The organism is Streptoverticillium reticulum (assembly GCF_047456005.1).
GTDB lineage: Bacteria > Actinomycetota > Actinomycetes > Streptomycetales > Streptomycetaceae > Streptomyces > Streptomyces reticulum.
The window spans coordinates 3506964-3530486 of the sequence record NZ_CP179755.1 but is presented as its reverse complement, the minus strand read 5'-3'; the positions used below and the strand labels follow the sequence as shown (position 1 = coordinate 3530486).

At 71.3% G+C, this 23523-nt stretch carries 25 protein-coding genes; 15 read left to right on the top strand and 10 right to left on the bottom strand.

What is annotated here, in order from left to right; genetic code table 11:
• Positions 1 to 32: 32 nt before the first annotated feature.
• The 6 genes from ACMATS_RS15835 to ACMATS_RS15810 all read left to right on the top strand — a co-directional run bounded on the left by ACMATS_RS15835 (position 33) and on the right by ACMATS_RS15810 (position 3014).
• Complete coding sequence (locus tag ACMATS_RS15835; protein ID WP_414168243.1) at positions 33 to 317, top strand: hypothetical protein; 285 nt, start codon at positions 33 to 35, stop codon at positions 315 to 317.
• Between the two features lie 294 nt (positions 318 to 611).
• Positions 612 to 743 carry a hypothetical protein gene (locus ACMATS_RS15830; protein WP_390780399.1) on the top strand — a complete coding sequence of 44 codons (132 nt, stop codon included), beginning with the start codon at positions 612 to 614 and terminating at the stop codon, positions 741 to 743.
• 359 nt (positions 744 to 1102) lie between these two features.
• Entirely contained in the window at positions 1103 to 1498 is a 396-nt protein-coding gene (locus tag ACMATS_RS15825; RefSeq protein ID WP_414168242.1) for a DUF5753 domain-containing protein, read from the top strand.
• Positions 1499 to 1547: 49 nt separating this feature from the next.
• Complete coding sequence (locus ACMATS_RS15820) at positions 1548 to 1673, top strand: DUF397 domain-containing protein (protein ID WP_414168241.1); 126 nt, start codon at positions 1548 to 1550, stop codon at positions 1671 to 1673.
• Between the two features lie 278 nt (positions 1674 to 1951).
• Positions 1952 to 2770 carry a hypothetical protein gene (locus ACMATS_RS15815; protein ID WP_414168240.1) on the top strand — a complete coding sequence of 273 codons (819 nt, stop codon included), beginning with the start codon at positions 1952 to 1954 and terminating at the stop codon, positions 2768 to 2770.
• A gap of 55 nt (positions 2771 to 2825) precedes the next feature.
• Positions 2826 to 3014 carry a DUF1059 domain-containing protein gene (locus ACMATS_RS15810; RefSeq protein WP_336414694.1) on the top strand — a complete coding sequence of 63 codons (189 nt, stop codon included), beginning with the start codon at positions 2826 to 2828 and terminating at the stop codon, positions 3012 to 3014.
• Positions 3015 to 3209: 195 nt separating this feature from the next.
• On the opposite strand, the gene ACMATS_RS15805 is transcribed toward ACMATS_RS15810, so the two are convergent.
• Together ACMATS_RS15805 and ACMATS_RS15800 are read right to left on the bottom strand one after the other, a co-directional pair.
• Entirely contained in the window at positions 3210 to 5597 is a 2388-nt protein-coding gene (locus tag ACMATS_RS15805; RefSeq protein WP_391154013.1) for an HAD-IC family P-type ATPase, read from the bottom strand.
• 56 nt (positions 5598 to 5653) lie between these two features.
• The gene (locus ACMATS_RS15800; RefSeq protein WP_390780404.1) at positions 5654 to 5926 is read right to left on the bottom strand and encodes a DUF2530 domain-containing protein; all 273 of its coding nucleotides are present in this window, start codon (positions 5924 to 5926) and stop codon (positions 5654 to 5656) included.
• 285 nt (positions 5927 to 6211) lie between these two features.
• On the opposite strand from ACMATS_RS15800, the gene ACMATS_RS15795 reads away from it, so the two are divergent.
• The 4 genes from ACMATS_RS15795 to thpR all read left to right on the top strand — a co-directional run bounded on the left by ACMATS_RS15795 (position 6212) and on the right by thpR (position 10575).
• Positions 6212 to 7714, top strand: a complete 1503-nt coding sequence (locus ACMATS_RS15795) for an NCS2 family permease (protein WP_414168239.1) — start codon at positions 6212 to 6214, stop codon at positions 7712 to 7714.
• A 132-nt stretch (positions 7715 to 7846) separates the two neighbouring features.
• On the top strand, positions 7847 to 8296 hold the full coding sequence (locus tag ACMATS_RS15790) for a MarR family winged helix-turn-helix transcriptional regulator (protein ID WP_390780406.1): 450 nt from the start codon (positions 7847 to 7849) through the stop codon (positions 8294 to 8296).
• A gap of 80 nt (positions 8297 to 8376) precedes the next feature.
• Positions 8377 to 9786, top strand: a complete 1410-nt coding sequence (locus tag ACMATS_RS15785) for an MFS transporter (protein ID WP_414168238.1) — start codon at positions 8377 to 8379, stop codon at positions 9784 to 9786.
• A 225-nt stretch (positions 9787 to 10011) separates the two neighbouring features.
• The gene (thpR, locus tag ACMATS_RS15780) at positions 10012 to 10575 is read left to right on the top strand and encodes an RNA 2',3'-cyclic phosphodiesterase (RefSeq protein WP_414168237.1); all 564 of its coding nucleotides are present in this window, start codon (positions 10012 to 10014) and stop codon (positions 10573 to 10575) included.
• Between the two features lie 191 nt (positions 10576 to 10766).
• Here thpR and ACMATS_RS15775 read toward each other — a convergent pair whose 3' ends face one another.
• From ACMATS_RS15775 to ACMATS_RS15755, 5 genes are all read right to left on the bottom strand, one after another.
• Positions 10767 to 11741 carry an aldo/keto reductase gene (locus ACMATS_RS15775; protein WP_390780409.1) on the bottom strand — a complete coding sequence of 325 codons (975 nt, stop codon included), beginning with the start codon at positions 11739 to 11741 and terminating at the stop codon, positions 10767 to 10769.
• Between the two features lie 82 nt (positions 11742 to 11823).
• The gene (locus ACMATS_RS15770; protein ID WP_414168236.1) at positions 11824 to 12693 is read right to left on the bottom strand and encodes an AraC family transcriptional regulator; all 870 of its coding nucleotides are present in this window, start codon (positions 12691 to 12693) and stop codon (positions 11824 to 11826) included.
• Between the two features lie 101 nt (positions 12694 to 12794).
• Positions 12795 to 13478, bottom strand: a complete 684-nt coding sequence (locus ACMATS_RS15765; protein ID WP_414168235.1) for a GDSL-type esterase/lipase family protein — start codon at positions 13476 to 13478, stop codon at positions 12795 to 12797.
• A 626-nt stretch (positions 13479 to 14104) separates the two neighbouring features.
• A complete protein-coding gene (locus ACMATS_RS15760; RefSeq protein WP_390780412.1) occupies positions 14105 to 14683 on the bottom strand; it encodes a hypothetical protein in 579 nt (192 codons plus the stop codon).
• Positions 14684 to 14847: 164 nt separating this feature from the next.
• Positions 14848 to 15267 (bottom strand): TIGR03668 family PPOX class F420-dependent oxidoreductase, encoded by a 420-nt coding sequence (locus ACMATS_RS15755; protein WP_414168234.1) that lies wholly within the window; start codon positions 15265 to 15267, stop codon positions 14848 to 14850.
• Positions 15268 to 15314: 47 nt separating this feature from the next.
• Here ACMATS_RS15755 and pip point away from each other — a divergent pair, with 47 nt between their 5' ends.
• Entirely contained in the window at positions 15315 to 16277 is a 963-nt protein-coding gene (gene pip / locus ACMATS_RS15750) for a prolyl aminopeptidase (RefSeq protein ID WP_414168233.1), read from the top strand.
• Positions 16278 to 16346: 69 nt separating this feature from the next.
• Here pip and ACMATS_RS15745 read toward each other — a convergent pair whose 3' ends face one another.
• Positions 16347 to 17105: an SDR family NAD(P)-dependent oxidoreductase gene (locus ACMATS_RS15745; protein ID WP_414168231.1), complete on the bottom strand. Its 759-nt coding sequence runs from the start codon at positions 17103 to 17105 to the stop codon at positions 16347 to 16349.
• Between the two features lie 118 nt (positions 17106 to 17223).
• Here ACMATS_RS15745 and ACMATS_RS15740 point away from each other — a divergent pair, with 118 nt between their 5' ends.
• Both ACMATS_RS15740 and ACMATS_RS15735 read left to right on the top strand, forming a co-directional pair.
• Positions 17224 to 17814: a TetR/AcrR family transcriptional regulator gene (locus ACMATS_RS15740; protein ID WP_414168230.1), complete on the top strand. Its 591-nt coding sequence runs from the start codon at positions 17224 to 17226 to the stop codon at positions 17812 to 17814.
• A gap of 106 nt (positions 17815 to 17920) precedes the next feature.
• Positions 17921 to 18436 (top strand): RICIN domain-containing protein, encoded by a 516-nt coding sequence (locus tag ACMATS_RS15735; RefSeq protein ID WP_390780417.1) that lies wholly within the window; start codon positions 17921 to 17923, stop codon positions 18434 to 18436.
• Between the two features lie 25 nt (positions 18437 to 18461).
• Here the strand turns inward: ACMATS_RS15735 and ACMATS_RS15730 are convergent, their stop codons facing one another.
• Positions 18462 to 18893, bottom strand: a complete 432-nt coding sequence (locus ACMATS_RS15730) for an ester cyclase (RefSeq protein WP_414168229.1) — start codon at positions 18891 to 18893, stop codon at positions 18462 to 18464.
• 139 nt (positions 18894 to 19032) lie between these two features.
• Here ACMATS_RS15730 and ACMATS_RS15725 point away from each other — a divergent pair, with 139 nt between their 5' ends.
• A complete protein-coding gene (locus ACMATS_RS15725) occupies positions 19033 to 19353 on the top strand; it encodes a hypothetical protein (RefSeq protein ID WP_414168228.1) in 321 nt (106 codons plus the stop codon).
• Positions 19354 to 19500: 147 nt separating this feature from the next.
• On the opposite strand, the gene serC is transcribed toward ACMATS_RS15725, so the two are convergent.
• The gene (gene serC, locus ACMATS_RS15720) at positions 19501 to 20619 is read right to left on the bottom strand and encodes a phosphoserine transaminase (RefSeq protein ID WP_414168227.1); all 1119 of its coding nucleotides are present in this window, start codon (positions 20617 to 20619) and stop codon (positions 19501 to 19503) included.
• A gap of 101 nt (positions 20620 to 20720) precedes the next feature.
• Here serC and ACMATS_RS15715 point away from each other — a divergent pair, with 101 nt between their 5' ends.
• On the top strand, positions 20721 to 23522 hold the full coding sequence (locus ACMATS_RS15715; protein ID WP_414168226.1) for an FAD-binding and (Fe-S)-binding domain-containing protein: 2802 nt from the start codon (positions 20721 to 20723) through the stop codon (positions 23520 to 23522).
• Position 23523 lies beyond the last annotated feature (1 nt).

The following is a 23523-nucleotide window of genomic DNA, read 5'->3' as shown; positions in this document are numbered from 1 at the left end:
ACGTATGCACCGAGCGCCCGTTTCATAACCCAATGGGCCAGCTCATCAACACGGACTCCGGGGCCACGGAGCGCCTCACCGCAGTTGCACTCGACACCGCAGTGGAACTGGGTGAAGGGAGTACGTCGGAACCCGGCAACGGCGGGAACGAGGGCTACACCGTCCCGCTCACCCTCGACCTCGGAACGGTCCGCAACGGGGAGATCTCGCACGTCACGGTCACCGACCTGCAGTCCAACGCTTCGACTGAGAGTGTCGCCGACATCGCCACCCTCACCTGCCACTTGAACGCCCTCGGCAACGGTTCGTGCAGCTGAGTGCTCCGTGGGAAGTGCGGTGCGTCGACTGCGGGCTCGTCGTGGCTGGTCGCGCCCACGCGGCGGAGCCGCAAGATACAGAGCTGCCCCGCTCCCCTTCGGGGGCGCGAACACGCACTGCACTTCGCCAGCGGAAACCCTCACCCGGGTGACACGGCGTTCCGGTGTCAGAAACCAACACTGTCGACACCTCATGGTGTTGGCTTCTGACACCGGAGCGAGCTGATCCGTAAGAGGACCAAGCGCGGCGGCGGCCCGGGGAGCCATCGCTGCGGTGCCGGGTTCGCGAACCGCATGAAGGTGATCGCGGTGGCCACCGGACGCAGCAGCGCGAACGAACTGGCGCAGGCCGGCGCCCATACCGTCCACACCGACCTGACGGACACGGCGACCGTTGTGGTGTTCTTTCGATGCCCCACACGGTAGGCCCTGCCTCCGGCAGCAGAAACCTCGATCTCCGGGCTGCAGAAATGAGGGTTTCCGCTGCCGGAGTGCAGCGTGATGTGCGGTGGCGAAGTCCGTGGTGGGGTAAGGGTGTTGACAGTGCCGGAGGAAGTATCACCCGCGAGCAGTGTCTTTCGGCGTTCGGGCTGAGAGCGGGCTGGTTCCCGAGCAGGATCCGCGGTAGCGAGGTGGATGCGGGTGACGGGCCTGCGCCCCTCGGGCATCGGGGAGGTGGGGTGCGGTGACGGACGAGACGTCCCAGCCGCCGCTCGGCTGGCGGTATGTCGGGAACCAGGTGAAGCTGTGGCGCACGGGTGCCGGGTTCACTCGGGAGGAGCTCGGTGGCAGCACGGCTGGCTCGGCAGTCACTCCTGCAGAAGCTGACGACATCATTCAGCTTTGTAGTCCAGGAAGCCGTGTTGCGTCACCGGCTCGGGGACGCCGAGGCGCACCGGCGACAGCTGCGACGTCTGCTGGAAGTGGGTGGCCAGCGCAACGTGAACGTTCACGTTATGGAGACCGGGGGATGGCACTCCGGTCTCAACGGGGCCTTCACCCTCATGGAGTTGCCGGATCATGACCGCCTGGCCTACGAGGAGGGGCAGCTGAATTTCTCTTTCTACAGCACTCCTGAACAGGTGGGTCTTCTGACGCAGCGCTACTCGGCGATCGCTGGGCAAGCCCTCGGCCCCAAGGAATCAGCTGAGTTCATCGAAAGGTTGGCGGAGGCGCAGTGAACGCAGACCGAATATGGATCAAGTCCAGCTACAGCAACGACGGGGGTGAGTGCTCGAAGCCGCCGCTCATCCATGCGCCGTCCGCGTCCGGGACTCGAAGCTCGGCAACAGCACGCAGATAAGGCTCTCGACGGTCGCTTGGACAGCCTTCCTTCAGCGCATATCCATCCCCTGACCCACCCGAGATTCGGGCCCCGGGACCCGAGCGCTCTTTCCAAGGAATGGTGGGTCGCTAGACCCACCCACCCTCCCCAACTTCCGTGCATACACGTGCGGATGACATTTCGCTGGCGCGGCGCCCCGGCCCGTCCCCGCCGTGTAGCGTGCCCATCAACAAGCAACCCCCGCCCGGTGTTAGCGCACCGGAACGGGGGTCTGACCATCTTGATCGGTAAGGACGATCCAATGGCTGACGCCAAGCTTAGCCCTGCCCCGCCCCCGTACGCGGCCCCCATGGCCCGATCCGGCTACGGGAAGCGCAGCGTTCCCGATCAAGGACCCCGCACCGCGCGCACGTTCGCGCACCTCGCGCCCCGTGAAGCCTCCGTTGCCGCCCACATCGACCGGCTGCCCGACGGTGCCGCCATGGACATCAAGACCCTGGCCAAGGAGATCGCCGCCTACGGCCAGCAGGCCGTGGCCTCCGCCCTCAAGGCCATCTCCGCCGCCGGGCACCTGCGCCGCGTCCGCGAACGCCTCGACGGCGACCGCACCCAGTGGGTCCAGCGCACCTACTTCTCCCGCACCCCGCACACCGACGCCTGGTGGGGACAGTTCCTGTCCGGCGATTCGCCCGCAGAGGCGTCATCCGTACCACCGCACCCCGTTCACCCGCCCGAGCGCACCGCCGCCTACACCGCCCTCGCCGGACTCGGCCGCACCGATCCCCGCATGACCCTGTCCGCCGCCGAGTGCACGGCACTTGAGCCCCTCGCCGCCGAGTGGTTGGCCCGCGGCGTCCCCGCAGCGCAGCTCGTCCAGGTGCTCACCAGCGGGCTTCCCGACCCTGTGCACGCTCCCGGCGCCTTCGCCCGCAAGCGGCTCACCGACAAGATGCCGCCCACCCCGGAACCCGAGCCCGTCCGCACCCGCATCATGGAGTGCACCGGCTGCGGCGTCCCCGGGCGCCCCGAGGCCCTCCCCGGCGGACTCTGCCGCACCTGCCGCCACGACGACGAGCCCCCGACCCCCACAACCCCGATCGACGACAACGTCCGCGCCCACGTCGCCCGCCTGCGGGTCCTGGCCCGCTCCGGAACGGGTGCCTCGTAACGCCCTGACCAGCACAAACATCCCGTCCTAAACTGGTCGTGGAGGCGAGGCCACCATGACCAGAAAAGTTGCCGACTGCCGCAAGTACCCCAGTGAGTCCCACTGCACCCTCACCATCGCCGGTGAGGAGGAAGAGGTCCTGCGCGCCGCCACCGCGCACGCCGTCTCCGTGCACAAGCACGAGGACACCCCCGAGCTCCGCGAGCAGATCCGCGGGCTGCTGGAGGACGAGAAGGCCGCCTAGCGCCTGTCCGGCGGGTCTTCGTGCCCCGTCAGGGGCGCGGGGCGGTCACATTTGCGGCTCCGCCGCGTGGGCGCGAGCCACCACGACGCGCCCGCAGCCGAAGTACCCGGGACTTCGCCCCGGACCCCTGGGGCAGTGCGTCGGCTGCAGGCCGTCGGTGGCTGGTCGCGCAGTTCCCCGCGCCCCTTCGGGCGCCTAGGCCGGCCAGCGCCGGCTCACCCACCGCCACGTGAACTCCAGCGCCACGGCCGCCGTGACCGCGATCCCCACGGCGGCCCACGGCATCGTCGTGCCCACCAGCTGCAGCGCGAAGAAGCGCTGCAGCCACGGTGTGAGGAGCACGATCACGAAGCCCGCGCCCATGGCCAGGACCAGGGCGATGCGCCACCACGTGTACGGGCGCGCGATGATCGCGAGGACCCAGAGGGAGACGAGGAAGAGCGTGAGCGTCGCCGCGCTCGTCTCCGCCCCCAACGCGCCGTCCTGGCCCGCGTAGTGGGCGCGGGCCAGGAGGTAGGCGACGAAGGTGGCCGTTCCCGCGATCAGCCCGGAGGGGATCGCGTAGCGCATCACCCGGCGCACGAAGTGCGGCTTCGCGCGCTCCTTGTTGGGGGCGAGTGCCAGGAAAAAGGCGGGGACGCCGATCGTCAGCGTCGACAGCAGGGTCAAGTGCCGTGGCAGGAAGGGGTACGGGACCCGTGTGCACACCACCAGGATCGCCAGGAGCACCGAGTAGGCCGTCTTCGTCAGGAACAGGGTCGCCACGCGCGTGATGTTGCCGATGACGCGGCGGCCCTCGGCGACGACGGACGGCAGCGTCGCGAAGCTGTTGTTGAGCAGCACGATCTGGGCGACGGCCCGCGTCGCCTCCGAGCCGGAGCCCATCGACACGCCGATGTCGGCGTCCTTGAGGGCGAGTACGTCGTTGACGCCGTCGCCGGTCATGGCCACCGTGTGGCCCCGCGACTGCAGGGCGCCCACCATGTCGCGTTTCTGCTGCGGGGTGACGCGGCCGAACACGGCGCCCCGGTCGAGGACTTCGGCCATCGCCTCCTGCTCGGCCGGAAGCCGCCGCGCGTCGACGGGCGCGTCGGCGCCCGGCAGGGCGAGTTTGGCGGCGACGGCGCCGACGGAGACCGCGTTGTCGCCGGAGATGACCTTCGCGGAGACGTTCTGCTCCGCGAAGTAGCGCAGGGTGTCGGCCGCGTCGGAGCGCAGCCGCTGTTCCAGGACGACCAGGGCGGTGGGGCGGGCTCCCTGTGCCACCTGGGGATCGTCCAGCTCCCGTGAGGCGCGGGCGAGCAGGAGCACCCGCAGCCCCTGGGCGTTGAGCTGTTCGATCTCCGTGAGCGCCGTGTCGCCCTCCGGCAGCAGCACGTCGGGGGCGCCCAGCAGCCAGTTGCTGCTCTCCGCGTCGGGGCTGTTGAGGGCGGCGCCGCTGTACTTGCGGGCGGAGGAGAAGGGCAGCGACTCGGTGCAGCGCCAGCCGGAGCCGTCGGGGTAGGCGTCGATGATCGCCTGGAGGCTGGCGTTGGGGCGCGGGTCGGACTCGCCCAGGGCGCCGAGGACCTGGCGCACGTAGGTCTCGTCGGCGCGGGCGCCGGGCAGGACGCGCAGTTCGCTGACGTCCATGCCGCCCTCGGTGAGGGTGCCGGTCTTGTCCAGGCAGACGGTGTCGACGCGGGCGAGGCCCTCGATCGCGGGCAGCTCCTGGACCAGGCACTGCTGCCGGCCCAGCCGGATGACGCCGATGGCGAAGGCGACGGACGTCAGCAGGACGAGGCCCTCGGGGACCATGGGGACGATGCCGGCCACCATGCGGCGCACCGCCTCGCGCCAGTCGTGCTTCTGCACCACCAGCTGGCTGACGATGAGGCCGAGGGCGGCCGGGAGCATCATCCAGGTGACGAACTTGAGGATCTGGCTGATGCCGCTGCGCAGTTCGGAGTGGACGAGCGTGAAGCGGGAGGCCTCCTCGGCGAGTTGCGCGGCGTAGGCCTGGCGCCCGACCTTGGTGGCGGTGAAGGCGCCGTTCCCGGCGACGACGAAGGAGCCGGACATCACGGGGTCGCCGGGGCGTTTCAGCACGGGGTCGGCCTCGCCGGTCAGCAGCGACTCGTCGATCTCCAGTCCGTCGGCCTCGGCGACCTCGCCGTCCACGACGCACTTGTCGCCCGGGCCGAGTTCGATGAGGTCGCCGAGGACGATCCGGTCGGTGGGGATCGCGACGGGCGCGCCGTCGCGGCGCACGGTGGGGCGGACCTCGCCGATGAGGGCGAGGGAGTCCAGGGTCTTCTTGGCGCGCAGTTCCTGGAAGATGCCGATCGCGGTGTTGGCGACGATCACGAATCCGAAGAGACCGTCCTGGATCGGTCCGACCACCAGGATGATCAGGAAGAGCACGCCGATGATCGCGTTGAACCGGGTGAGGACGTTGGCGCGGACGATGTCCGCCAGCGAGCGCGAGGAGCGGACGGGCACGTCGTTGACCTCGCCCCGGGCGACGCGCTCGGCGACCTCGCGGGCGGTCAGGCCGGGGGCGGAGGTCGCGGTCTGCACCGGATCGCTCCTCGGATCGCTCATGGATCCGACGGTACGGGCGGACGGGCCCGTTCACCTTCCGGAGCGTTGCGAAGGAGTCAGCCCCGGGCGGATGCGGCCTGCTGTGCGGCCTTGTGCCGCTTGATCGCGGCGTCCCGCTTGCGGACGTACCAGATGCCGACGAGGCCGAGCCCGCCGCCGGCCAGGCAGGTCCACAGCCACCACAGGTGTCCGTGGTCCCGGAACCAGCCGTAGAAGGGCAGCTGGACGACGAAGAGGACGAACCACAGGATCGTGCCGCCGGTGATGGTGCCGACGACCGGGCCCTCCAGGGGCTCGGGCGCTTCGTGCCGGGGAGTCCATTTCGTCATGGCGTTCAGCCTATGCGCTCCGCAGGCAGGGGCGTTCTGCGGGTGCGGGCCCGCTGTGGCTCGTCGCGCCCACGCGGCGGAGCCGCTGGGGGTACCTCCCAGCGGTAGCTGGGGGAGTAACCGCCCGCGCCCCTTACGGGGCCTGAGCTCTGCGATTGGCCATCCGGGCCTTTGTTTGTTCATACTGAATAAGCCTGGATTTGATTGAGTGGTTTTGTTTGATCCTCCAATCGTGATCCTTTTCTTCCGTCCGGCCTCCCCGGCCCGAACGACTGAGGACCCTGCATGACCACCTCGGCCAGCCCTGCGGTCGAAGACCGGCAGCAGTCCGCCGCTGCCCCGAACCGGATACCGAGCCAGACACCGAAACCTGAGCCGCGAAACGCCCTCGACCGGTACTTCCGGATCACCGAGCGCGGCTCGACCGTCTCCCGCGAACTCCGCGGCGGCCTGGCCACGTTCTTTGCGATGGCCTACATCGTCGTGCTGAACCCGATCATCCTCGGGGCCGGTCACGACAAGTTCGGGCACCAGCTGGACAACGCCCAACTCGTCACCGCCACCGCCCTGATGGCCGGGCTCTCCACGGTCCTCATGGGCGTGATCGGCAATGTGCCGATCGCCTGCGCCGCGGGCCTCGGCATCAACGCCGTCGTCTCGCTCCAGCTCGCGCCCAAGATGAGCTGGCCGGACGCCATGGGCATGGTGGTGCTGGCCGGTCTGGTGCTGATGCTGCTGGTGGCCTCGGGGCTGCGGCAGCGGGTGATGGACGCGATCCCGGGCGGGCTGCGCCGCGCGATCGCCATCGGCATCGGCCTGTTCATCTCGCTGATCGGCCTGGTCGACTCGGGCTTCGTCTCCCGCAACCCGGACGCCGCGCACACCACCGTCCCGCTCGCCCTCGGCCAGGGGGGCCAGCTGCGCGGCTGGCCGGTGCTGATCTTCGTGCTCGGGCTCGCGCTCACCTTCGTCCTGGTCGTCCGCAAGGTGCGCGGCTCGATCCTCATCGGCATCGTGGCCATGACGGTGCTCGCGATCGTCGTCAACGCGGCCGCCGGGCTGCCGGACACCGCCTGGGGCCTGAGCGTGCCCAAGGTGCCGTCGCACATCGTCGGGACGCCCGACTTCGGCCTCATCGGCCACATCAGCCTCTTCGGCGGCTTCCGCGAGGTCGGGCTGCTGACCGGCTGCCTCTTCGTCTTCACGGTGCTGCTGTCCGGCTTCTTCGACGCGATGGGCACGATCATCGGCGTCGGCGAGGAGGCCGGGCTGATGGACGAGAAGGGCCAGCTGCCCCACATGGGCCGGATCCTCATGGTCGACGGCATCGCCGTCGCGGCCGGCGGCCTCGGCTCGTCCTCGGCGAACACCTGCTTCGTGGAGTCCACGGCCGGCGTCGGCGAGGGCGCCCGCACGGGCCTGGCCAACCTGATGACCGGCGGCCTCTTCCTGCTTGCCCTGGTCTTCACCCCGCTCGCCACGGTGGTGCCCTCGCAGGCGGCGACCCCCGCCCTGCTGGTCGTCGGCTTCCTGATCATGGCGTCCAACGTCCGGGAGATCGACTGGAGCGACTTCACGATCGCGATCCCGGCGTTCCTGACGGTCGTCTCCATGCCGTTCACGTACTCGATCACCAACGGCATCGGGATCGGCGTCCTCGCCTTCATCCTGCTGCGGATCGCCGACCGGCGGGCGCGGGAGATCCCCTGGCTGCTGAACGCGGTCGGGCTGTGCTTCCTCGTGTACTTCATGCTCGACCCGATCGAGCAGGCGCTGGGCGTGAAGTAGTCAAGCCGCGCTCAGCAGCGTACGAGGCCGCGACGGGCGGCCGGGCCGCGTGCCCGGCCGCCCATGTGCTTTCTCCCGCACCTGTGCGCCCTCGTGTCCCACTTTCATTAGCCGAGGTAATGAGTTAATCTAATGAACATGCCGGATTCATCCCGCACCAGCCCCGAGGACACGGCCGCCGTCAATGCACTGCGGTCGGGTGTCATGCGCCTGTCGCGGAGGCTCAAGCACCAGCGTGTCGACGAGTCGCTCAGCCCCACCGAGATGTCGGTGCTGGGCACCCTCGCCCGCTGCGGCTCCGCCACCCCGGGCGAGCTCGCCCGCAAGGAGCACGTGCAGCCTCCGTCGATGACGCGCATCGTCGCGCTGCTGGAGGCCAAGGGACTGGTCCGGCTGGAACCGCACCCCGAGGACCGCCGACAGAAGGTGGTCCGGCAGACCGAACAGGCCGAGGCGATGCTCGAGGAGAGCCGCCGCAAGCGCAATGCCTGGCTCTCCGAACTGGCCGGACAGCTCGACGAGGACGAATGGGCGACGCTGCGCGCCGCCGCGCCCGTCCTGGAGAAGCTCGCGCACCTGTAGGGACCTGAAGACCCGGCCGGGCCGGGGGCCTGCCGCACGCCGCACGGAGTACGCCGCACGGAAAGAGAGGCGAACCCACCTTGAGTACGGGACCCGGAGCAGACTCCGCACCCGCACCGAACCGCCACGACGACGACACCCGCACCACCTCCCTGCAGACCGGGACGGCGCCCGCTGCGCCCGACGCGCCCGTCGCGCCCGCCAAGGGGGGCACCTTCAGCTCGCTGCGCATCCGCAACTACCGTCTCTACGCCGGCGGACAGGTCGTCTCCAACGCCGGTACCTGGATGCAGCGCATCGCCCAGGACTGGCTGGTCCTCGGCCTGACCGGCTCCTCCGCCGCCGTGGGCATCACCACGGCCCTGCAGTTCCTGCCCATGCTGCTGTTCGGGCTCTACGGCGGCGTCATCGCCGACCGCTGCCCCAAGCGGCCCCTGCTGGTCGGCACACAGGCCGCGATGGGCGCCACCGGGCTGGCCCTCGCGGCGCTCACGCTCTCCGGACATGTCCAGGTTTGGCATGTCTACCTCATAGCTTTCGTGCTGGGCGTGGTGACCGTCGTCGACAACCCCGCCCGCCAGGCCTTCGTCTCCGAGATGGTCGGCCCCGCCGACCTGCGCAACGCGGTCAGCCTCAACTCCGCCAACTTCCAGTCGGCCCGGCTCGTCGGCCCCGCCGTCGCCGGTGTGCTGATCACCGCCGTGGGCAGCGGCTGGGCGTTCCTGCTCAACGGGATCTCCTTCGCCGCACCCGTCGCGGCGCTGCTGATGATGCGCACCTCGGAGCTGCACAGGGCCGAGCGCGCCCCGCGCGGCAAGGGGCAGTTGAGGGAAGGGCTGCGGCACGTCGCCGAACGGCCCGAACTGATCTGGCCGATCGTGCTGGTCGGCTTCATCGGCACCTTCGGCTTCAACTTCCCCATCTGGCTCACGGCGTTCGTGAACAACGTCTTCCACGCGGGCGCCGGTACGTACGGACTGCTCAACACCCTCATGGCGGCCGGGTCGTTGGCGGGCGCCCTGCTCGCGGCGCGGCGCGGCACGTCGCGGCAGCGGCTGCTGATCGGCGCGGCCGCGGCGTTCGGCGTCCTGGAGATCGCGGCGGCGCTGGCGCCGGAGTTCTGGGTCTTCGCGCTGCTGCTCGTCCCGATAGGGATGTTCGGCCTGACGATCAACGTCACCGCGAACTCCAGCGTCCAGCTGGCCTCCGATCCCGCGCTGCGGGGCCGGGTCATGAGCCTGTTCATGATGGTCTTCATGGGCGGTACGCCGCTGGGCGCTCCGCTGGTGGGCTGGGCGACGGACGCGTACGGGCCGCGGGTCGGCTTTCTGGCGGGCGGCGTGATCTCGCTGGCCGCCGCCGCGGGGGTGGGCTTCGCCCTTGCCCGTGCCGGGGGCTTGCGGCTGAGGGTGGATCTGCGGCCGGGGCGGCCGCATCTCACGTTTGTGCCGCGGCAGGCTACGGCGGAACGGGTGACCGCCGTCGCGTGAGCGGCTCCCCTTCCGGGGTGCGGGGTTCTTCGGGTGCGGGCCGGCTGTGGCCGGTCGCGCAGTTCCTCCCCCAGCTACCGCTGGGAGGTGCCCCCAGCGCCCCTGACGGGCGCGCGAACCGGGGGTATCCGTGCCCCGTAGGGGCGCGGGGAACTGCGCGACCAGCCACGACGGGCCCGCAGCCGAAGAACCGCACATCCAGTGGATCCACGCGACACTGGTCCCATGCGTCTGTTCGCCGCAGTGACCCCGCCCTCGTCCGCCCTCGACGAACTCGCGGAAGCCGTGGCTCCGTTGCGTTCGCTGCCGGGGGCCGGGCGGCTGCGCTGGGCCGAGCCGGACACCTGGCACTTCACGCTCGCCTTCCTCGGCGAGGTCGACGAGGAGCGGCTGCCGGAGCTCGCCGAGCGGCTCGCGCGCGCCGCGCACCGGCATCCGCCGCACGAGCTGCGGTTCGCCGGCGGCGGGCGGTTCGGTGACCGGATCCTGTGGGCCGGGGCGCAGGGCGAGACGGAGACGCTGCGCGGGCTGGCCCGCTCGGCCACGGCGGGGGCGCGGCGGGCCGGGGTGGCGGTCGACGACAGGCGCCCCTTCCACCCCCACCTCACCCTCGCCCGCTCGGCCACCGGCCGGGTGAGCCTGACGCCGTACGCGGCGGGGCTCGCGGACTTCCGGGGCGCCCCGTGGACGGCGGGGCGCCTGGAGCTGATCCGCAGCCGGTTGCCTGCCGACGGCGTTCCCGGTGAGCGGCCTCGCTACGAGCTCGTCGAGGCCTGGGACCTGGGGTGATGACGGGCGGCGCGCCCGGCCGGTTAGGCTCGGGGGGTGGACCCGAAGACCAGGAACCGGATCATGACCGGTGCGCTCGCCTTGATACTCGTCGTCGTCGCCGTGGTGGCCGCGGTGAAGTAACTGCGCTGCCCGCGCCCGTAAGGGGCGCGGGGAACTGCGCGAGCAACCACAACGGACCCGCAGCCGAACTACCAGGCAAATGCCTCCGGCGCCGGACCCGGCCCGGGGAAGATGTCTTCGAGGGACGCCAACAGCTCCTCGGGAAGGATCAGTTCGACCCCCCGCAGCGCCGAGTCGAGCTGATCCCGGGTGCGCGGCCCGGTGATCGGGGCGGTGACCTCGGGCCGGGTCAGCAGCCAGGCCAGGGCCACCTCGCCGGGCTCCAGCCCGTGCTTGTCGACCACGTCCTCGTAGGCCTGGATCCGATCGCGGATCCCGGTCTTCGCCAGCGCGTCCGCGGACCGGCCGCTCTCCGCGGCCTTGCGGATCGCGCCGCCCAGCAGGCCGCCGCCGAGCGGGGACCAGGGGATGACCCCGAGCCCGTACGCCTCCGCCGCCGGGAGCACCTCCATCTCGGCGCGCCGCTCGGCGAGGTTGTAGAGGCACTGCTCGCTGACCAGGCCGAGTGTGTTGCGGCGCCGGGCGGCCTCGTTGGCCCGGGCGATGTGCCAGCCGGCGTGGTTGGAGGAGCCGACGTAGAGGATCTTGCCCTGCTGGACGAGGACGTCCATGGCCTGCCAGATCTCGTCCCAGGGCGTGGCCCGGTCGACGTGGTGGAACTGGTAGAGGTCGATGTGGTCCGTCCGCAGCCGCTGCAGGCTGGCGTCGACGGCGCGCCGGATGTTGAGCGCGGAGAGCCGGTCCTCGTTGGGCCACGGGTCGCCCTCGGCGTGCATGCCGCCGAACACCTTGGTGGCCAGGACGACCCGGTCGCGGCGGTGGCCGCCGCGGGCGAACCAGGTGCCGATGATCTCCTCGGTGCGGCCCTTGTGGACGCCCCATCCGTAGACGTTGGCGGTGTCGAAGAAGTTGACGCCGGCGTCGAGCGCGGCGTCCATGATGGCGTGGCTTTCGGCCTCGTCGGTGCGGGGCCCGAAGTTCATCGTGCCGAGAACGATGCGGCTGACCTTGAGTCCCGTACGTCCGAGCTGCGTGTACTCCATGGGCCCTTAGCCAACGCCCTGAAGTGCACTCGGAGCAAGGGGCTGTTCGGGTGTGCACACCAGGGTGTGCACACCCGAACGGTCAGACGTGGGCGGGCTCGCGCTCCACGGGTATCCACAGCTGGGCGTCCGCCTGTCCCTCGTGGATGATGCGCACGCGCAGGATCTCCGGCCCCGGCCGGCTGCGGTACGGGTTCGACGGGAACCACTGGGTGAACACGTCGCGCCACAGGAACTGGAGCGCCTGCGGGAACGGGCCCGAGCTCTCGAAGACGGCCCAGGTGCCCGCCGGGACGGTGAGCGACTCCAGGTCCTCGGGCACGGTGGCGCTGCTCACGACACCGTGCCAGTAGTCGAGTTCGGTTCCCTCCGCGCGGCTGGGGTCGAGGTCGTCGCTCACGGCGAGGATCCCGCCCGGCTCGCCGTCGGACAGCGCGGTGATGCGCTGGACGGTCTCCTGCCCCAGCCCCTTGACGAACCCGGCGATGACCGGGTTCACGCCCTGGTGCACGAGGGGGACGCGGGCCTTCCGCCCGACGATGCGGAACTCGTCCTTCTCCACGATCCGGTACTGCATGGTGCTGCTCCCTTCGACGATGAGACGGAAGGACATCCGGGGCTGGGAACACAGGGCCGCACCGGTCCGCCGGGCCTCGCCCGGGCCGATGCCGTGCACGGCGCGGAACGCCCGGGCGAACGCCTCGCCCGACGTGTAGCCGTGGCGCACGGCGACGTCGAGCAGGGTCCGCTCCCCGGCGAGCACCTCGGCACCGGCGACGGTCAGCCGCCTGCGCCGGATGTACTCGGACAGCGGGATCCCGGCCAGCGCGGAGAACATCCGGCGGAAGTGGTACTCCGACGTCACGGCGATCCGGGCCAGTTCGGCCACGTCGATCTGCCGGTCGAGGTGCTCCTCGATGTGCTCCAGGGCCCGGTTCAGCTGTTCCAGCATCGCCCCCGGTCTCCTTCCTTCCTACGGTCGTTCACGCTACGGAGGGGGCACCTTCCCGGACCCGACATCCTGTGCCCGGAAAGATCGGGTCACGCGGCGGGTCACGCGGGGTCGTAGGGCTCGCCGATTCCCCAGCCCTGGTGCATCGCGTCCGCGAAGGCGGCGGCGAGGCGGTGCTCGCCGTGCGGGCTCGGGTGGGTGCCGTCATAGGTGTCGAGCGTGACGTCCCAGTGGGGCGGGGGAGAGGCGAGCAGCAGTGGCGAGCCAGGCCGGTCGAGGTCGGCGACGGTCTTGGCGAGCAGCTCGTTGAAGTCCTCGCACTGCGCGGCGAAGGCGGGGTCGCCCAGGGCGCGCACGTTGGGGAGCACGGGCAGCAGCACGGCCTGCACGCGCGGGCTGGCGGCGCGGGCCTCGGCGAAGAAGCGGCGGACGTTGTCGGCCGTCTGCTGGGGGTCCGTGTAGAAGCCGAGGTCGATGAGGCCGAGGGAGACGAGCAGCGTGTCGGCCCGGTGGGTGCGGACGGCGTCGTGGATGAGGGGTGCCATGTGGAACCACCCCTCGCCCCAGCCGGCGAGGTGCACCCGGCAGTTCTCGGGAAAGCCGGGGGCGCCGTAGGCGTGCGAGACGGGGGCGTCGGCGGCGGGCTCGTAGAGGGCGTCCCGCGGCCCCACGATCCGGAACGGCCCGCCGTGGGTGGCGCACAGGTGCTGCCACATCCGGTAGCGCCAGGTGAGGTCACCGGCGCTGCCGATGGTCATGGAGTCGCCGACGAACATCAATCGCATTGCTGCATCCAAGCACGCCGGGGCCGCTCCGCTGGGGTGCGGGGGTTTCGGGTGCGGGTCCGTTGTGGCTGGTCGCGCAGTTCCCCGCGCCCCTTACGGGCGCGGCCCATTCTTGCGGCCCGTTCTTCGGGTGCGGGCCGGCTTCGGTTGCTCGCGCAGTTCCCCGCGCCCCTTACGGGGCGCCTCGGCAGAGGCCCCGCCCCGTAGGGGCGCGGGGAACTGCGCGACCAGCCACAACGGACCCGCACCCGCAAACCGCCTACCCAGTGAACCCCCGCGCCGCCGAGCGAGCCATCCCGCAGCACGGAACCGACGTCGGCAAGGCCCCGGACGAGATCCGGCGGACGGATCACGTGGGACGGCACCGACATCACGGAGCTGGACCGCAGCAGTCTCTTCGAGCATGTCACCCTGATCGCGCAGGACTTCATGCGCTGGCCGTTCACCGCCCGCACCGACATCCTCATCGGCAGGCCGGACGCCGGGCCGGACCCCGGCCGGATCGACCGGGTCGTCGCCTACGCGGAGGCCGACACGCCTCGTACTGCAACCTCCAGGCGGACCAGTTCGCCTCGTGACCGGTGCGGCCGGTGGTGCGGGACGCGCCCGTACCACCGGCCGACTGTTCAGCTCACGTACAGCTTGCCCGGATGCGGGTAGTTGTTGTACCGGCTCTGCAGCTCTCGGATGTCGTTCGGGCTGAGCTTGATGCAGCCGTTGGAGGCGTAGTTGCCCGTCCAGTGGTAGGGGCCGCTGCCCTGGGCGCCGCTGGGGAGCATCCTGCTGTGGATGAACAGCTCGGTGCGCCACTTGCCGCTGTGGCACTGGTGGTTGCCGATGTCCCACGCGATGCCGTTGACGCCGTGCGGGCCACCGTTGTGGTGCGGGTAGTAGGTGCCGATGTTGTATTCCCCGTTGGGCAGCCAGCCCCGGTTCGACGCGCAGGTGTCCTTGCTGCCGTCGCCGGAGCCCGCGCGCCAGCTGTCGAGGATCGTGGTGTGGGTGCGGTCCCCGCTGATCCGCTGGACGTAGACGAAGCGCAGGCGCGAGTTCAGCGGGTCGGAGCCCTTCTTGAACTCGAGGTAGGTGTAACTGCTGCTCGCTGCTTGTGGGGTGGCGTTCGCGACGGTGGGCGCCAGCCCGACCGTGGCGGTGGCGACCGACAGTGCCGCGAGTGCCCCGAGTTTGCTCCGCAGAGTGCGCATGGACGTGTTTCCCCCTGTTGTCGTTGTCGCCGTCGTTGTCGTGACGGCGCGTCCCAGACGTTACGGATCCGCGCACCCGGCGGCGTCCCGCAACGGGTGGAATCCGGACGCAACTTGGGCGGTACCTCCTCACCGGTCTCCACCCCGCGCGGTAGGCGCAGCCGTCACTCCGCTCCCGTCCAGCCGCTCCAGCGTGTGACCTCGACGGCCACCACCTGGCCTTCCGGCGGATGCGTCGCGTACTGCGGGTACTTCCGCTGCAGCAGCCCCACCGGGCCGCCGCACTGGTCGCGGTCCGTCCAGACCTCGGCGTGCCCGTCGGCCCGGGCCCACCACAGCGCGGTCCAGTCGTCCGCGTAGTGGTCGGCGAGGATGCTGACTTGGGGGTTCTGCCGGATGTTGCGCAGGCGGTGCAGGAGTTGTGTGCTCTTCGGCTTGTCGTCGACCGCGAAGTACAGCACATCCTGGCCCAGCGCGAAGGTGATCGGGACGACATGCGGCCTGCCCGTCAGATCCGACGTGGCGAGGCGGGCCACCCGTGCCTGCTTGAAGAGCTCCCGGGCCTGTGCGGGTTCCAGTCGCATGATGCCGACCGTATCCTCACGGAGCCGAATCCTCACGGAGGACAGACATGACCGATCTGTACCCGCCGGTCGAGCCGCACGACACGGGCATGCTCGACGTCGGCGACGGCCACCTCGTGTACTGGGAGGTCTGCGGCCATCCGGACGGCAGGCCCGCCCTCGTCGTCCACGGCGGCCCCGGCTCCGGGTGCACGGAGCGGGCCCGGCGGTACTTCGACCCCGCCCGCTACCGCGTCGTCCTCTTCGACCAGCGCGGCTGCGGGCGCAGCACCCCGCACGCGAGCGATCCCGCGAGGGCTCCGCTGCTCCACAACACGACCCACCACCTAGTCGCCGACATGGAGCGGCTGCGCGAACATCTCGGCGTCGACCGCTGGCTGCTGTACGGCGGTTCGTGGGGCTCGACGCTGATCCTGGCCTACGCGGAGCGCCACCCGGACCGGGTCACCGGGATCGTCATCCCGGACGTCACCACGACACGGCGCTCGGAGACGGAGTGGCTCTACGGCGGCGTCGGCCGTTTCTTCCCCGAGGAATGGGAGCGGTTCCGGGCGGGGTCCGGCGTGGACGGCGGCGTGGCCGGCGTCCTCGGGGCGTACTCCCGTCTTATGGACGACCCGGACCCTGCGGTGCGGGAGCGGGCCGCCGCCGACTGGTGCGCCTGGGAGGACGCCGTGCTCTCGCAGGAGCCCGCCGGAACGCCCCGTTTCTACAGCGGCCGTCCGTCCGCCGCCCGCCAGGCCTTGGTCCGCATCTGTGCGCACTACTTCTCGCACGGCGCCTGGCTGGAGGAAGGCGCACTGATCCGGGATGCGGGGCGCCTGGCCGGCATCCCGGGCGTGCTGATCCACGGCCGCCTCGACCTCGCCGGCCCGCTCGTGACGGCGTGGGAACTCGCCCGCGCCTGGCCCGGCGCGGAGTTGACGGTCGTCGACGATGCGGGACACCTTGGCAGCGCCACCATGCGCGGCCACGTGCTGGCGGCGCTGGACCGGTTCGCGCCCCGTTAGGGGCGCGGGGAACTGCGCGACCGGCCACAGCCGACCCGCACCCGAAGAACCCCGTACCTCAGCGGAGCGTTACAGGTAACCACCGTCGATGTCGAGCGTCGTCCCCGTGATGAACGACGCCGACGGACCGGCGAGGAAGGCGACCCCGGCCGCGATCTCCTCCGGCCGCCCGTAGCGGCCCATCGCGTTGGCGGCGCGCTGCGCGTCGGAGGTCGGCCCGTCCTGCGGGTTCATGTCGGTGGCGACGGAACCGGACTGGACGACGTTGACGGTGATCCCGCGGGGGGCCAGGTCGAGGGCGGCGCCCTTGCTGTAGGCGACGACGGCGGCCTTGGTCGCCGCGTAGTCGGCGACGCCGGGGAAGGCGGGCCGCGCACCGAGGTTGGAGCCGATCGTGATGATGCGCCCGCCCTCGCCGAGCACGGCGGACGCGGCCCGTATCGCCGCCGTCACCCCGCCCACGTTGACGGCGAGCTGGTGGTCGAGCGCGGCGGTGTCGGGGTCGGCCTCGTCGACCGTGGCGTGCGCGAAGACGCCCGCGTTGTTGACGAGGACGTCCAGCTGCCCGAAGTCCGCGGCCACGCGGGCCACCAGCTCCGCGACCTGGGCGGCGTCCGCCTGGTCGGCCCGGTACGCGGCGGCGCGGACGCCGTGGCCGTCCTCGATCTCCCGCACGACCGCGTCGGCCTTCTCCGCCGAGGCGGCGTAGCTGATCGCCACGTGCGCGCCGGCCTCGGCCAGTGCGCGCGCCGTGGCCGCCCCGATGCCGCGCGAACCGCCCGTCACCAGTGCGACCTTGCCCGCCAGCGCCTTGGTGCTGCTGCTCATGAGAGCCCTCCCCTGAAGACGTCCGTAAAGACTTCCGATTTCTGTACCGCTCGGTACGTAAGTAATGAGGAAGCTATCATATCGATCGGTACAGAAGTCTTCCGAGGGGGAGTGGGCGGTGGCGACGACAGGACGTCCGCGCGAGTTCGACGTCGACGAGCGGCTGGACCGCGCCCTGCGCGTGTTCTGGCGGCACGGCTACGAGGGCACCGCGCTCTCCGACCTCACGGCGGCGATGGGCATCAACCGTCCGAGCCTGTACGCCGCGTACGGCAACAAGGAGGCGCTGTTCCGCAAGTGCCTCGACCGCTACCGGGAGGGCCCGGCGAGCCATGTGCAGGAGGCCCTGGAGGAGCCGACGGCGCGGGCCGTGGCGGAGTACCTGCTGCGCGGTGTCGTCGGGGTGATCACCCGCGAGGAGGGCCCGGGCTGCCTCATGATCCACGGCGCGCTGGCCACGGGCGAGCAGGCCGGCCCGGTCCGTGACGAGGTGATCGCGCGCCGCCGGGCGGCGGATGCCGCGCTGCGGGAGCGCTTCGAACGGGCCCGCGAGGAGGGGGAGTTCCCGGAGGGCACGGACGTCGCCGCGCTCGCCGGCTACGTCAGTACGCTCTCGTCCGGCCTCGCCGTCCAGGCGGCGGGCGGCGCCACGCGCGAGGAGCTGCAGCGCACGGTCGAGATCGCGATGAGCGCGTGGCCGGGGCGCTAAGGGCGCGTTGATGTTTGGTCGTACGCGGGCAAAAGGGGGTCTGCCGCCGCTCGGCCGGTGACAAGATCACGCCACCAGTCGTGAAGTGAGAAAGCGGCAAAACCACATGTCGAAGAAGCACGTCGGCCGTGTTGTCATGGCGGCCGTCTCCGCCCCTGCCCTCGTTCTGGCCTTCTCCGCCTCCGCGCACGCGGACGGCAAGGTCACCTGGCGCAATGCGGCGACGAAGGGCTGTCTGAGGACGTACACCCCGCACCAGAACCTGCACACGGTCGACACGACCGCCGGTGCGGTCGTGCACTGCTGGAGCGACGGCAGCCAGACGACGGACTGGTACGACTCGCAGTCCAACCTGCAGGACCCCAACGGCGCCTGGACCGAGCGCGAGAGCGGCAACGACGAGTGCCTGACCAGCTATTGGGCCGACGGCTCGGGCCGCGGGGCGGTCTACATCGAGCCATGTGCGAGCCCGGCGAACTACTACGAGCAGTGGTACGAGAAGTGGACCGGCAACGGCTTCAACCTCGTCAACCGGGAGACCGGCCTGTGCCTGGACAGCAACGCCCAGGGCGACGTCTACGCCATGCGCTGCAACGGCGGTGACTACCAGCTCTGGAAGTGACCGCGGGCCGCGCGGTGCAGCGGCGTCAGTCCGCCGTCGGCCAGTCCCAGCCGAGCTGGAGGAACATGCCGAGACGGTCGCTGACCGCGCGGATCTCGCGGATCTTCCCGTCCGTGACGGTGAGGATCCAGATCTGCTCCACCTCGCACGAGCGGTGCGTCGGCTCCGGCATCCGCGGGTGGTACCCGGAGTGGGTGCCGGTGACGACCACCCGGGCCACGACGCGGTCGCCCTCGGCGATGAGCTCCTGCGGCTCCATCCGCCCCTCGCCGAACGCGTCGAGCTGCTGACGGAAACCGTCGAACGCGGCGCCGGGCTCGTCGGGTTCGCCGAAGACGACCTTGTTGTGGTCGACGACGTCGAGCGCCATGTAGCGCGGGAGGTCGGCGAGCCGCCGCTCGTTGATCGCGCGGAAGAAGCCCGTGACGACCTGCTTGTTGGTGATGATCAGGGTCATAGTGTGGCCCGCCCCGTTCCCCGCTCCGGTAGGAGGGTGCTGAACGAGAGCACTCGCTCTGCACGTTTTCCCGCGGTTCATGCCGCGCAGCGGGCATAGTCGGAGTGACCACCGCGGATCATCGAGGAGGGAGCAGAGCATGGCGAAGACGTTCACGACCACGATCGGCGGCCGGACAGTCGAGTTGCCGGGCACCATCCACGCCATTCGTGAAGCGTTGCCCGCCGAACAGCGTGCAGAGTTCGAGAGTGAAGCGGAGCAGGCCGGGGCGGACGAGATCTCCGGCGTCCTGGCCCGTTGGGCCTTGCGGACTCCGCAGGCGTACGACCCGGAAGAGGAGGACCTGATCGCACGCCTGAAGGCGGGGGACTTTTCCGGTGTCCGTTTCGACGATGAGACGGACGCGCCGTACCTGGGTTGCCGGCTCCCTGTCGTCGCGCGGTACCACGGTGCCCCGTAAGGGGCGCGGGGAACTGCGCGACCAGCCCCCGACAGCCCGCAGTTGACGCACCACCTCGGGGCCCGGAGCGAAGCCTCTGGGGGCACCCCCCAGCGGTAGCTGGGGGAGTAACAGCCCCGCGCCCCTTACGGGGCACTGCCGCGGCTGCTAAAGCCGCTCGATCACGTAGTCGATGCACACCGTGAGCGCCTCGACGTCCGCCGGGTCGATCGCCGGGAACATCGCCACGCGCAGCTGGTTGCGCCCCAGCTTGCGGTACGGCTCCGTGTCCACGATGCCGTTCGCCCGCAGGGTCGCCGCGACGGCCGCCGCGTCCACGTCGTCCGAGAAGTCGATCGTGCCGATCACCTGCGACCGCTTCGCCGGGTCCGTCACGAACGGCGTCGCGTGCTTCGACGCCTCCGCCCAGCCGTACAGCGCCTGCGACGAGGCCGCGGTGCGGCGCACCGCCCAGTCCAGGCCGCCCTGGCCGTTGAGCCACTCCAGCTGCTCGTTGAGGAGGAAGAGGGTGGACAGGGCGGGGGTGTTGTACGTCTGGTTCTTCAGCGAGTTGTCGATCGCGGTCGGCAGCGAGAAGAACTCGGGAACGTGCCGGCCCGACGCGTGGATGCGCGCCGCCCGCTCCAGTGCCGCCGGGGAGAAGGCGGCGAGCCACAGGCCGCCGTCCGAGGCGAAGGACTTCTGCGGGGCGAAGTAGTAGACGTCGGTCTCGGCGATGTCGACGGGCAGGCCGCCCGCGCCCGAGGTCGCGTCCACCAGGACCAGCGCGCCCTCGTCCGCGCCCGCCACCCGCCGCAGCGGGGCGGCGACGCCGGTGGAGGTCTCGTTGTGGGTGAACGCGTAGACGTCGATGCCCGCCTCCGCCTCCGGCTCCGGGTGGGTGCCCGGCTCCGAGGAGATCACCGTCGGCTCCTCCAGCCACGGGGCGAGCTTCGCGGCCTTGGCGAACTTGGAGGAGAACTCGCCGAACGACAGGTGCTGCGACTTGCGTTCGATCAGGCCGTGGGTGGCGACGTCCCAGAAGGCCGTGGAGCCGCCGTTGCCCAGCACCACCTCGTAGCCCTCGGGCAGTGAGAACAGCTCGCGGATGCCGGACCGCACCCGGCCGACCAGGTTCTTCACCGGGGCCTGGCGGTGGGACGTGCCGAGCAGGGAGGTTCCGGTCGCGGCCAGGGCGGCGAGCGCCTCCGGACGCACCTTGGACGGGCCCGCGCCGAAGCGACCGTCGGCGGGCTTGATGTCAGCGGGGATCTGGATATCAGCCACGGGGGCACACTATCGGCCGCACCTGCCCGCCGAGGAACGGCGTCCACCCGATGAGACGATCTGTCCGGTGACGTCCGGTCCCGGACGGGCAGGCTCTCCCCATGGCCGATCTTGCTGCTCTCCATGCCGCACTGCGGGCCGTCGTCTCCGGCACCGTCGACTTCTCCGCCTCCGCCCGCGCGCTGACGACCATGGACGCCTCCAACTACCGCCGCGTGCCGCTCGGGGTCGTGTCCCCGCGCGACGCGGACGACGTCGCCGCGGCCCTCGCCGTGTGCCGCGAGCACGCCGTGCCCGTCACCGCCCGCGGCGGCGGCACGTCGATCGCCGGACAGGCCACGGGCGAAGGCGTCGTCCTGGACTTCACCCGCCACATGAACGCCGTCGTGGACGTCGACCGCGAGACGCGCACCGCCGTCGTCCAGCCCGGTGTGGTCCTCGACGAACTCCGGGCCGCGGCCCGGCCGTACGGGCTCACCTTCGGCCCCGACCCCTCCACGCACGGCCGCTGCACGCTCGGCGGCATGATCGGCAACAACGCGTGCGGCGCCCACTCGGTGGCGTGGGGGACGACGGCCGACAACGTCCGCACGCTGGACGTCCTGACGTACGGGGGCGAGCTGGCCCGGCTGGGCCGGGGATACGGCGGGCTGCCGGAGCGCCTGGCGGACGGCGTACGCGCCCTGGTGGGCGGGCAGTTGGCGGCCCTGCGCACCGGTTTTCCGGCCGGCCTGCCGCGCCGCATCTCCGGCTACGCCCTCGACGCGCTGCTCCCGGAGCGGGGCACGGACGTGGCCCGGGCCTTCACCGGCAGCGAGGGCACGCTGGGGGTGCTGACACAGGCGACGGTCCGTCTCGTCCAGCCGCCCGCGGCCCGGGCGCTGGCCGTCCTCGGCTACCCGGACGAGAGCGCGGCGGCGGACGCGGCCCATCTGCTCCTCCCGTACGGCCCGTTGACGGTGGAGGGCATGGCGGCGGACCTCGTCCGCGGACCGAACGCCTCCGATTTGCCGAAGGGAACGGCCTGGCTGTTCGTGGAGACGGGCGGTGCCACCGAGGCGGAGGCGGCGGCGCGGGCGGAGGCGCTGCGCGGCACGGGAGACGCGTGCAGCCACCTCGTCCTCACCGACCCGGCCGCGCGGCGCACCCTCTGGCGGGTGCGCGAGGACGCGGCCGGCACGGCGACCAGACTGCCCGACGGCGGCGAGGCCTGGCCCGGCTGGGAGGACTGCGCGGTTCCGCCCGCGCGGCTGGGCGCGTATCTCCGCGACTTCCGGGCCCTGTTGACCCAGTACGGACTGCAGGGCGCGCCGTTCGGGCACTTCGGTGAGGGCTGCGTCCATGTGCGCATCGACGTGGACCTGCTGAGCACGGAGGGGGTGCGTCGCTACCGCGAATTCTCCGGTGCAATGGCGGAACTCGTCGTCGCGCACGGCGGCTCGCTCTCGGGCGAGCACGGCGACGGCCAGGCGAGGGCCGAACTCCTGCCGCGGATGTACGGGGAGGGGATGGTCCGGCTCTTCGAGCGCTTCAAGGACCTGTGGGACCCGGCGGGCGGCCTCAACCCGGGGATGCTCGTCCGTCCGTACCGCCTGGACGAGAACCTGCGCTTCGCGGTGCTGCGGCGGCCCGTGGACGTGGAGTTCGGCTACCCGGAGGACGGAGGGGACTTCACCGCCGCGGTGCGGCGCTGCGTGGGCGTCGCCAAGTGCCGGGAGACGGCGTTGTCGGGTGATACGGGAGTGATGTGCCCGTCGTACCGGGTGACGAGGGACGAACGGCACTCCACGCGGGGCCGGGCACGGTTGTTGCACGAGATGCTGGCGGGGGAGGTGGTACGGGACGGCTGGCGCTCGGAGGAGGTGCGCGAGGCGCTGGACCTGTGCCTGTCGTGCAAGGGGTGCCGCAGCGACTGCCCGGTGGGGGTGGACATGGCGACGTACAAGGCGGAGTTCCTGCACCACCACTACGCGGGGCGGCTGCGGCCCGCGGCGCACTATGCGCTGGGCGGCCTCCCGGCGTGGCTGCGGGCGACGTCACGGGCGGCTCCGCTGCTCAACCGGCTGGCGGAGGTGGGCCCGTTGGCGACGGTGGCGAAGCGGGCGGCGGGCGTGGCGCCGGAGAGGGAGATTCCGGAGCTGCCGGGTGAATCGTTCGTGCGCTGGTGGCACAGACGACGACCGGCCTCCGCCGGAGGCAGGGAGATCATCCTGTGGCCGGACACGTTCACGAACTACTTGTCGCCGCAGGTGGGCCGATCGGCGGTGACGGTCCTGGAGGCGGCGGGCCTGCGGGTGACCGTCCCGGCGGCCCCGGTGTGCTGCGGCCTGACGTGGGTCTCGACGGGACGGCTCGGCCGGGCCCGCAAGGTCATGCGCCGCACGCTGGACGCGATGGAACCGGCGCTGGCAGCGGGCCTGCCCGTCATCGGCCTGGAACCGAGCTGCACGGCAGCCCTCCGCAGCGACGTTCCGGAACTGCTCCCGCACGACCCGCGGGCCCGGCGACTGGCCGCCTCCGTCCGCACCTTCGCCGAGGCGCTGGAGGAGTCGGCGCCCGACTGGGTACCGCCTCGCCTCGACCGCCCGGTGGCCGGCCAGACGCACTGCCACCAGCACGCGGTCCTGGGCGACGCGGCGGAACGCCGCCTCCGCCAAGCGGCGGGCCTGGTCGGCGACTTGAGCGGAGGCTGCTGCGGCCTGGCCGGAAACTTCGGCTTCGAGCGCGGCCACTACGCCGTCTCCGTGGCCTGCGCGGAGGAACAACTCCTTCCGGCACTCCGCAACCGCCCGGAGGGGACGGAGCTCCTGGCGGACGGCTACTCGTGCCGCACCCAGATCGCCCAGCTGGGGGAGGGGCTCCGGGCGCGCCATGTGGCGGAGGTGCTGGCGGAGGGGCTGTGAG

What these genes read in the sequence shown, in the direction of transcription:
- ACMATS_RS15835 (WP_414168243.1), top strand. Translation starts at nt 33, where the DNA reads ATGGGCCAGCTCATCAACACGGACTCCGGGGCCACGGAGCGCCTCACC.
- ACMATS_RS15830 (WP_390780399.1), top strand. Translation starts at nt 612, where the DNA reads ATGAAGGTGATCGCGGTGGCCACCGGACGCAGCAGCGCGAACGAACTG.
- ACMATS_RS15815 (WP_414168240.1), top strand. Translation starts at nt 1,952, where the DNA reads ATGGCCCGATCCGGCTACGGGAAGCGCAGCGTTCCCGATCAAGGACCC.
- ACMATS_RS15810 (WP_336414694.1), top strand. Translation starts at nt 2,826, where the DNA reads ATGACCAGAAAAGTTGCCGACTGCCGCAAGTACCCCAGTGAGTCCCAC.
- ACMATS_RS15805 (WP_391154013.1), bottom strand. Translation starts at nt 5,597, where the DNA reads ATGAGCGATCCGAGGAGCGATCCGGTGCAGACCGCGACCTCCGCCCCC.
- ACMATS_RS15800 (WP_390780404.1), bottom strand. Translation starts at nt 5,926, where the DNA reads ATGACGAAATGGACTCCCCGGCACGAAGCGCCCGAGCCCCTGGAGGGC.
- ACMATS_RS15795 (WP_414168239.1), top strand. Translation starts at nt 6,212, where the DNA reads ATGACCACCTCGGCCAGCCCTGCGGTCGAAGACCGGCAGCAGTCCGCC.
- ACMATS_RS15790 (WP_390780406.1), top strand. Translation starts at nt 7,847, where the DNA reads ATGAACATGCCGGATTCATCCCGCACCAGCCCCGAGGACACGGCCGCC.
- thpR (WP_414168237.1), top strand. Translation starts at nt 10,012, where the DNA reads ATGCGTCTGTTCGCCGCAGTGACCCCGCCCTCGTCCGCCCTCGACGAA.
- ACMATS_RS15775 (WP_390780409.1), bottom strand. Translation starts at nt 11,741, where the DNA reads ATGGAGTACACGCAGCTCGGACGTACGGGACTCAAGGTCAGCCGCATC.
- ACMATS_RS15770 (WP_414168236.1), bottom strand. Translation starts at nt 12,693, where the DNA reads ATGCTGGAACAGCTGAACCGGGCCCTGGAGCACATCGAGGAGCACCTC.
- ACMATS_RS15765 (WP_414168235.1), bottom strand. Translation starts at nt 13,478, where the DNA reads ATGCGATTGATGTTCGTCGGCGACTCCATGACCATCGGCAGCGCCGGT.
- ACMATS_RS15760 (WP_390780412.1), bottom strand. Translation starts at nt 14,683, where the DNA reads ATGCGCACTCTGCGGAGCAAACTCGGGGCACTCGCGGCACTGTCGGTC.
- ACMATS_RS15755 (WP_414168234.1), bottom strand. Translation starts at nt 15,267, where the DNA reads ATGCGACTGGAACCCGCACAGGCCCGGGAGCTCTTCAAGCAGGCACGG.
- pip (WP_414168233.1), top strand. Translation starts at nt 15,315, where the DNA reads ATGACCGATCTGTACCCGCCGGTCGAGCCGCACGACACGGGCATGCTC.
- ACMATS_RS15745 (WP_414168231.1), bottom strand. Translation starts at nt 17,105, where the DNA reads ATGAGCAGCAGCACCAAGGCGCTGGCGGGCAAGGTCGCACTGGTGACG.
- ACMATS_RS15735 (WP_390780417.1), top strand. Translation starts at nt 17,921, where the DNA reads ATGTCGAAGAAGCACGTCGGCCGTGTTGTCATGGCGGCCGTCTCCGCC.
- ACMATS_RS15730 (WP_414168229.1), bottom strand. Translation starts at nt 18,893, where the DNA reads ATGACCCTGATCATCACCAACAAGCAGGTCGTCACGGGCTTCTTCCGC.
- ACMATS_RS15725 (WP_414168228.1), top strand. Translation starts at nt 19,033, where the DNA reads ATGGCGAAGACGTTCACGACCACGATCGGCGGCCGGACAGTCGAGTTG.
- ACMATS_RS15715 (WP_414168226.1), top strand. Translation starts at nt 20,721, where the DNA reads ATGGCCGATCTTGCTGCTCTCCATGCCGCACTGCGGGCCGTCGTCTCC.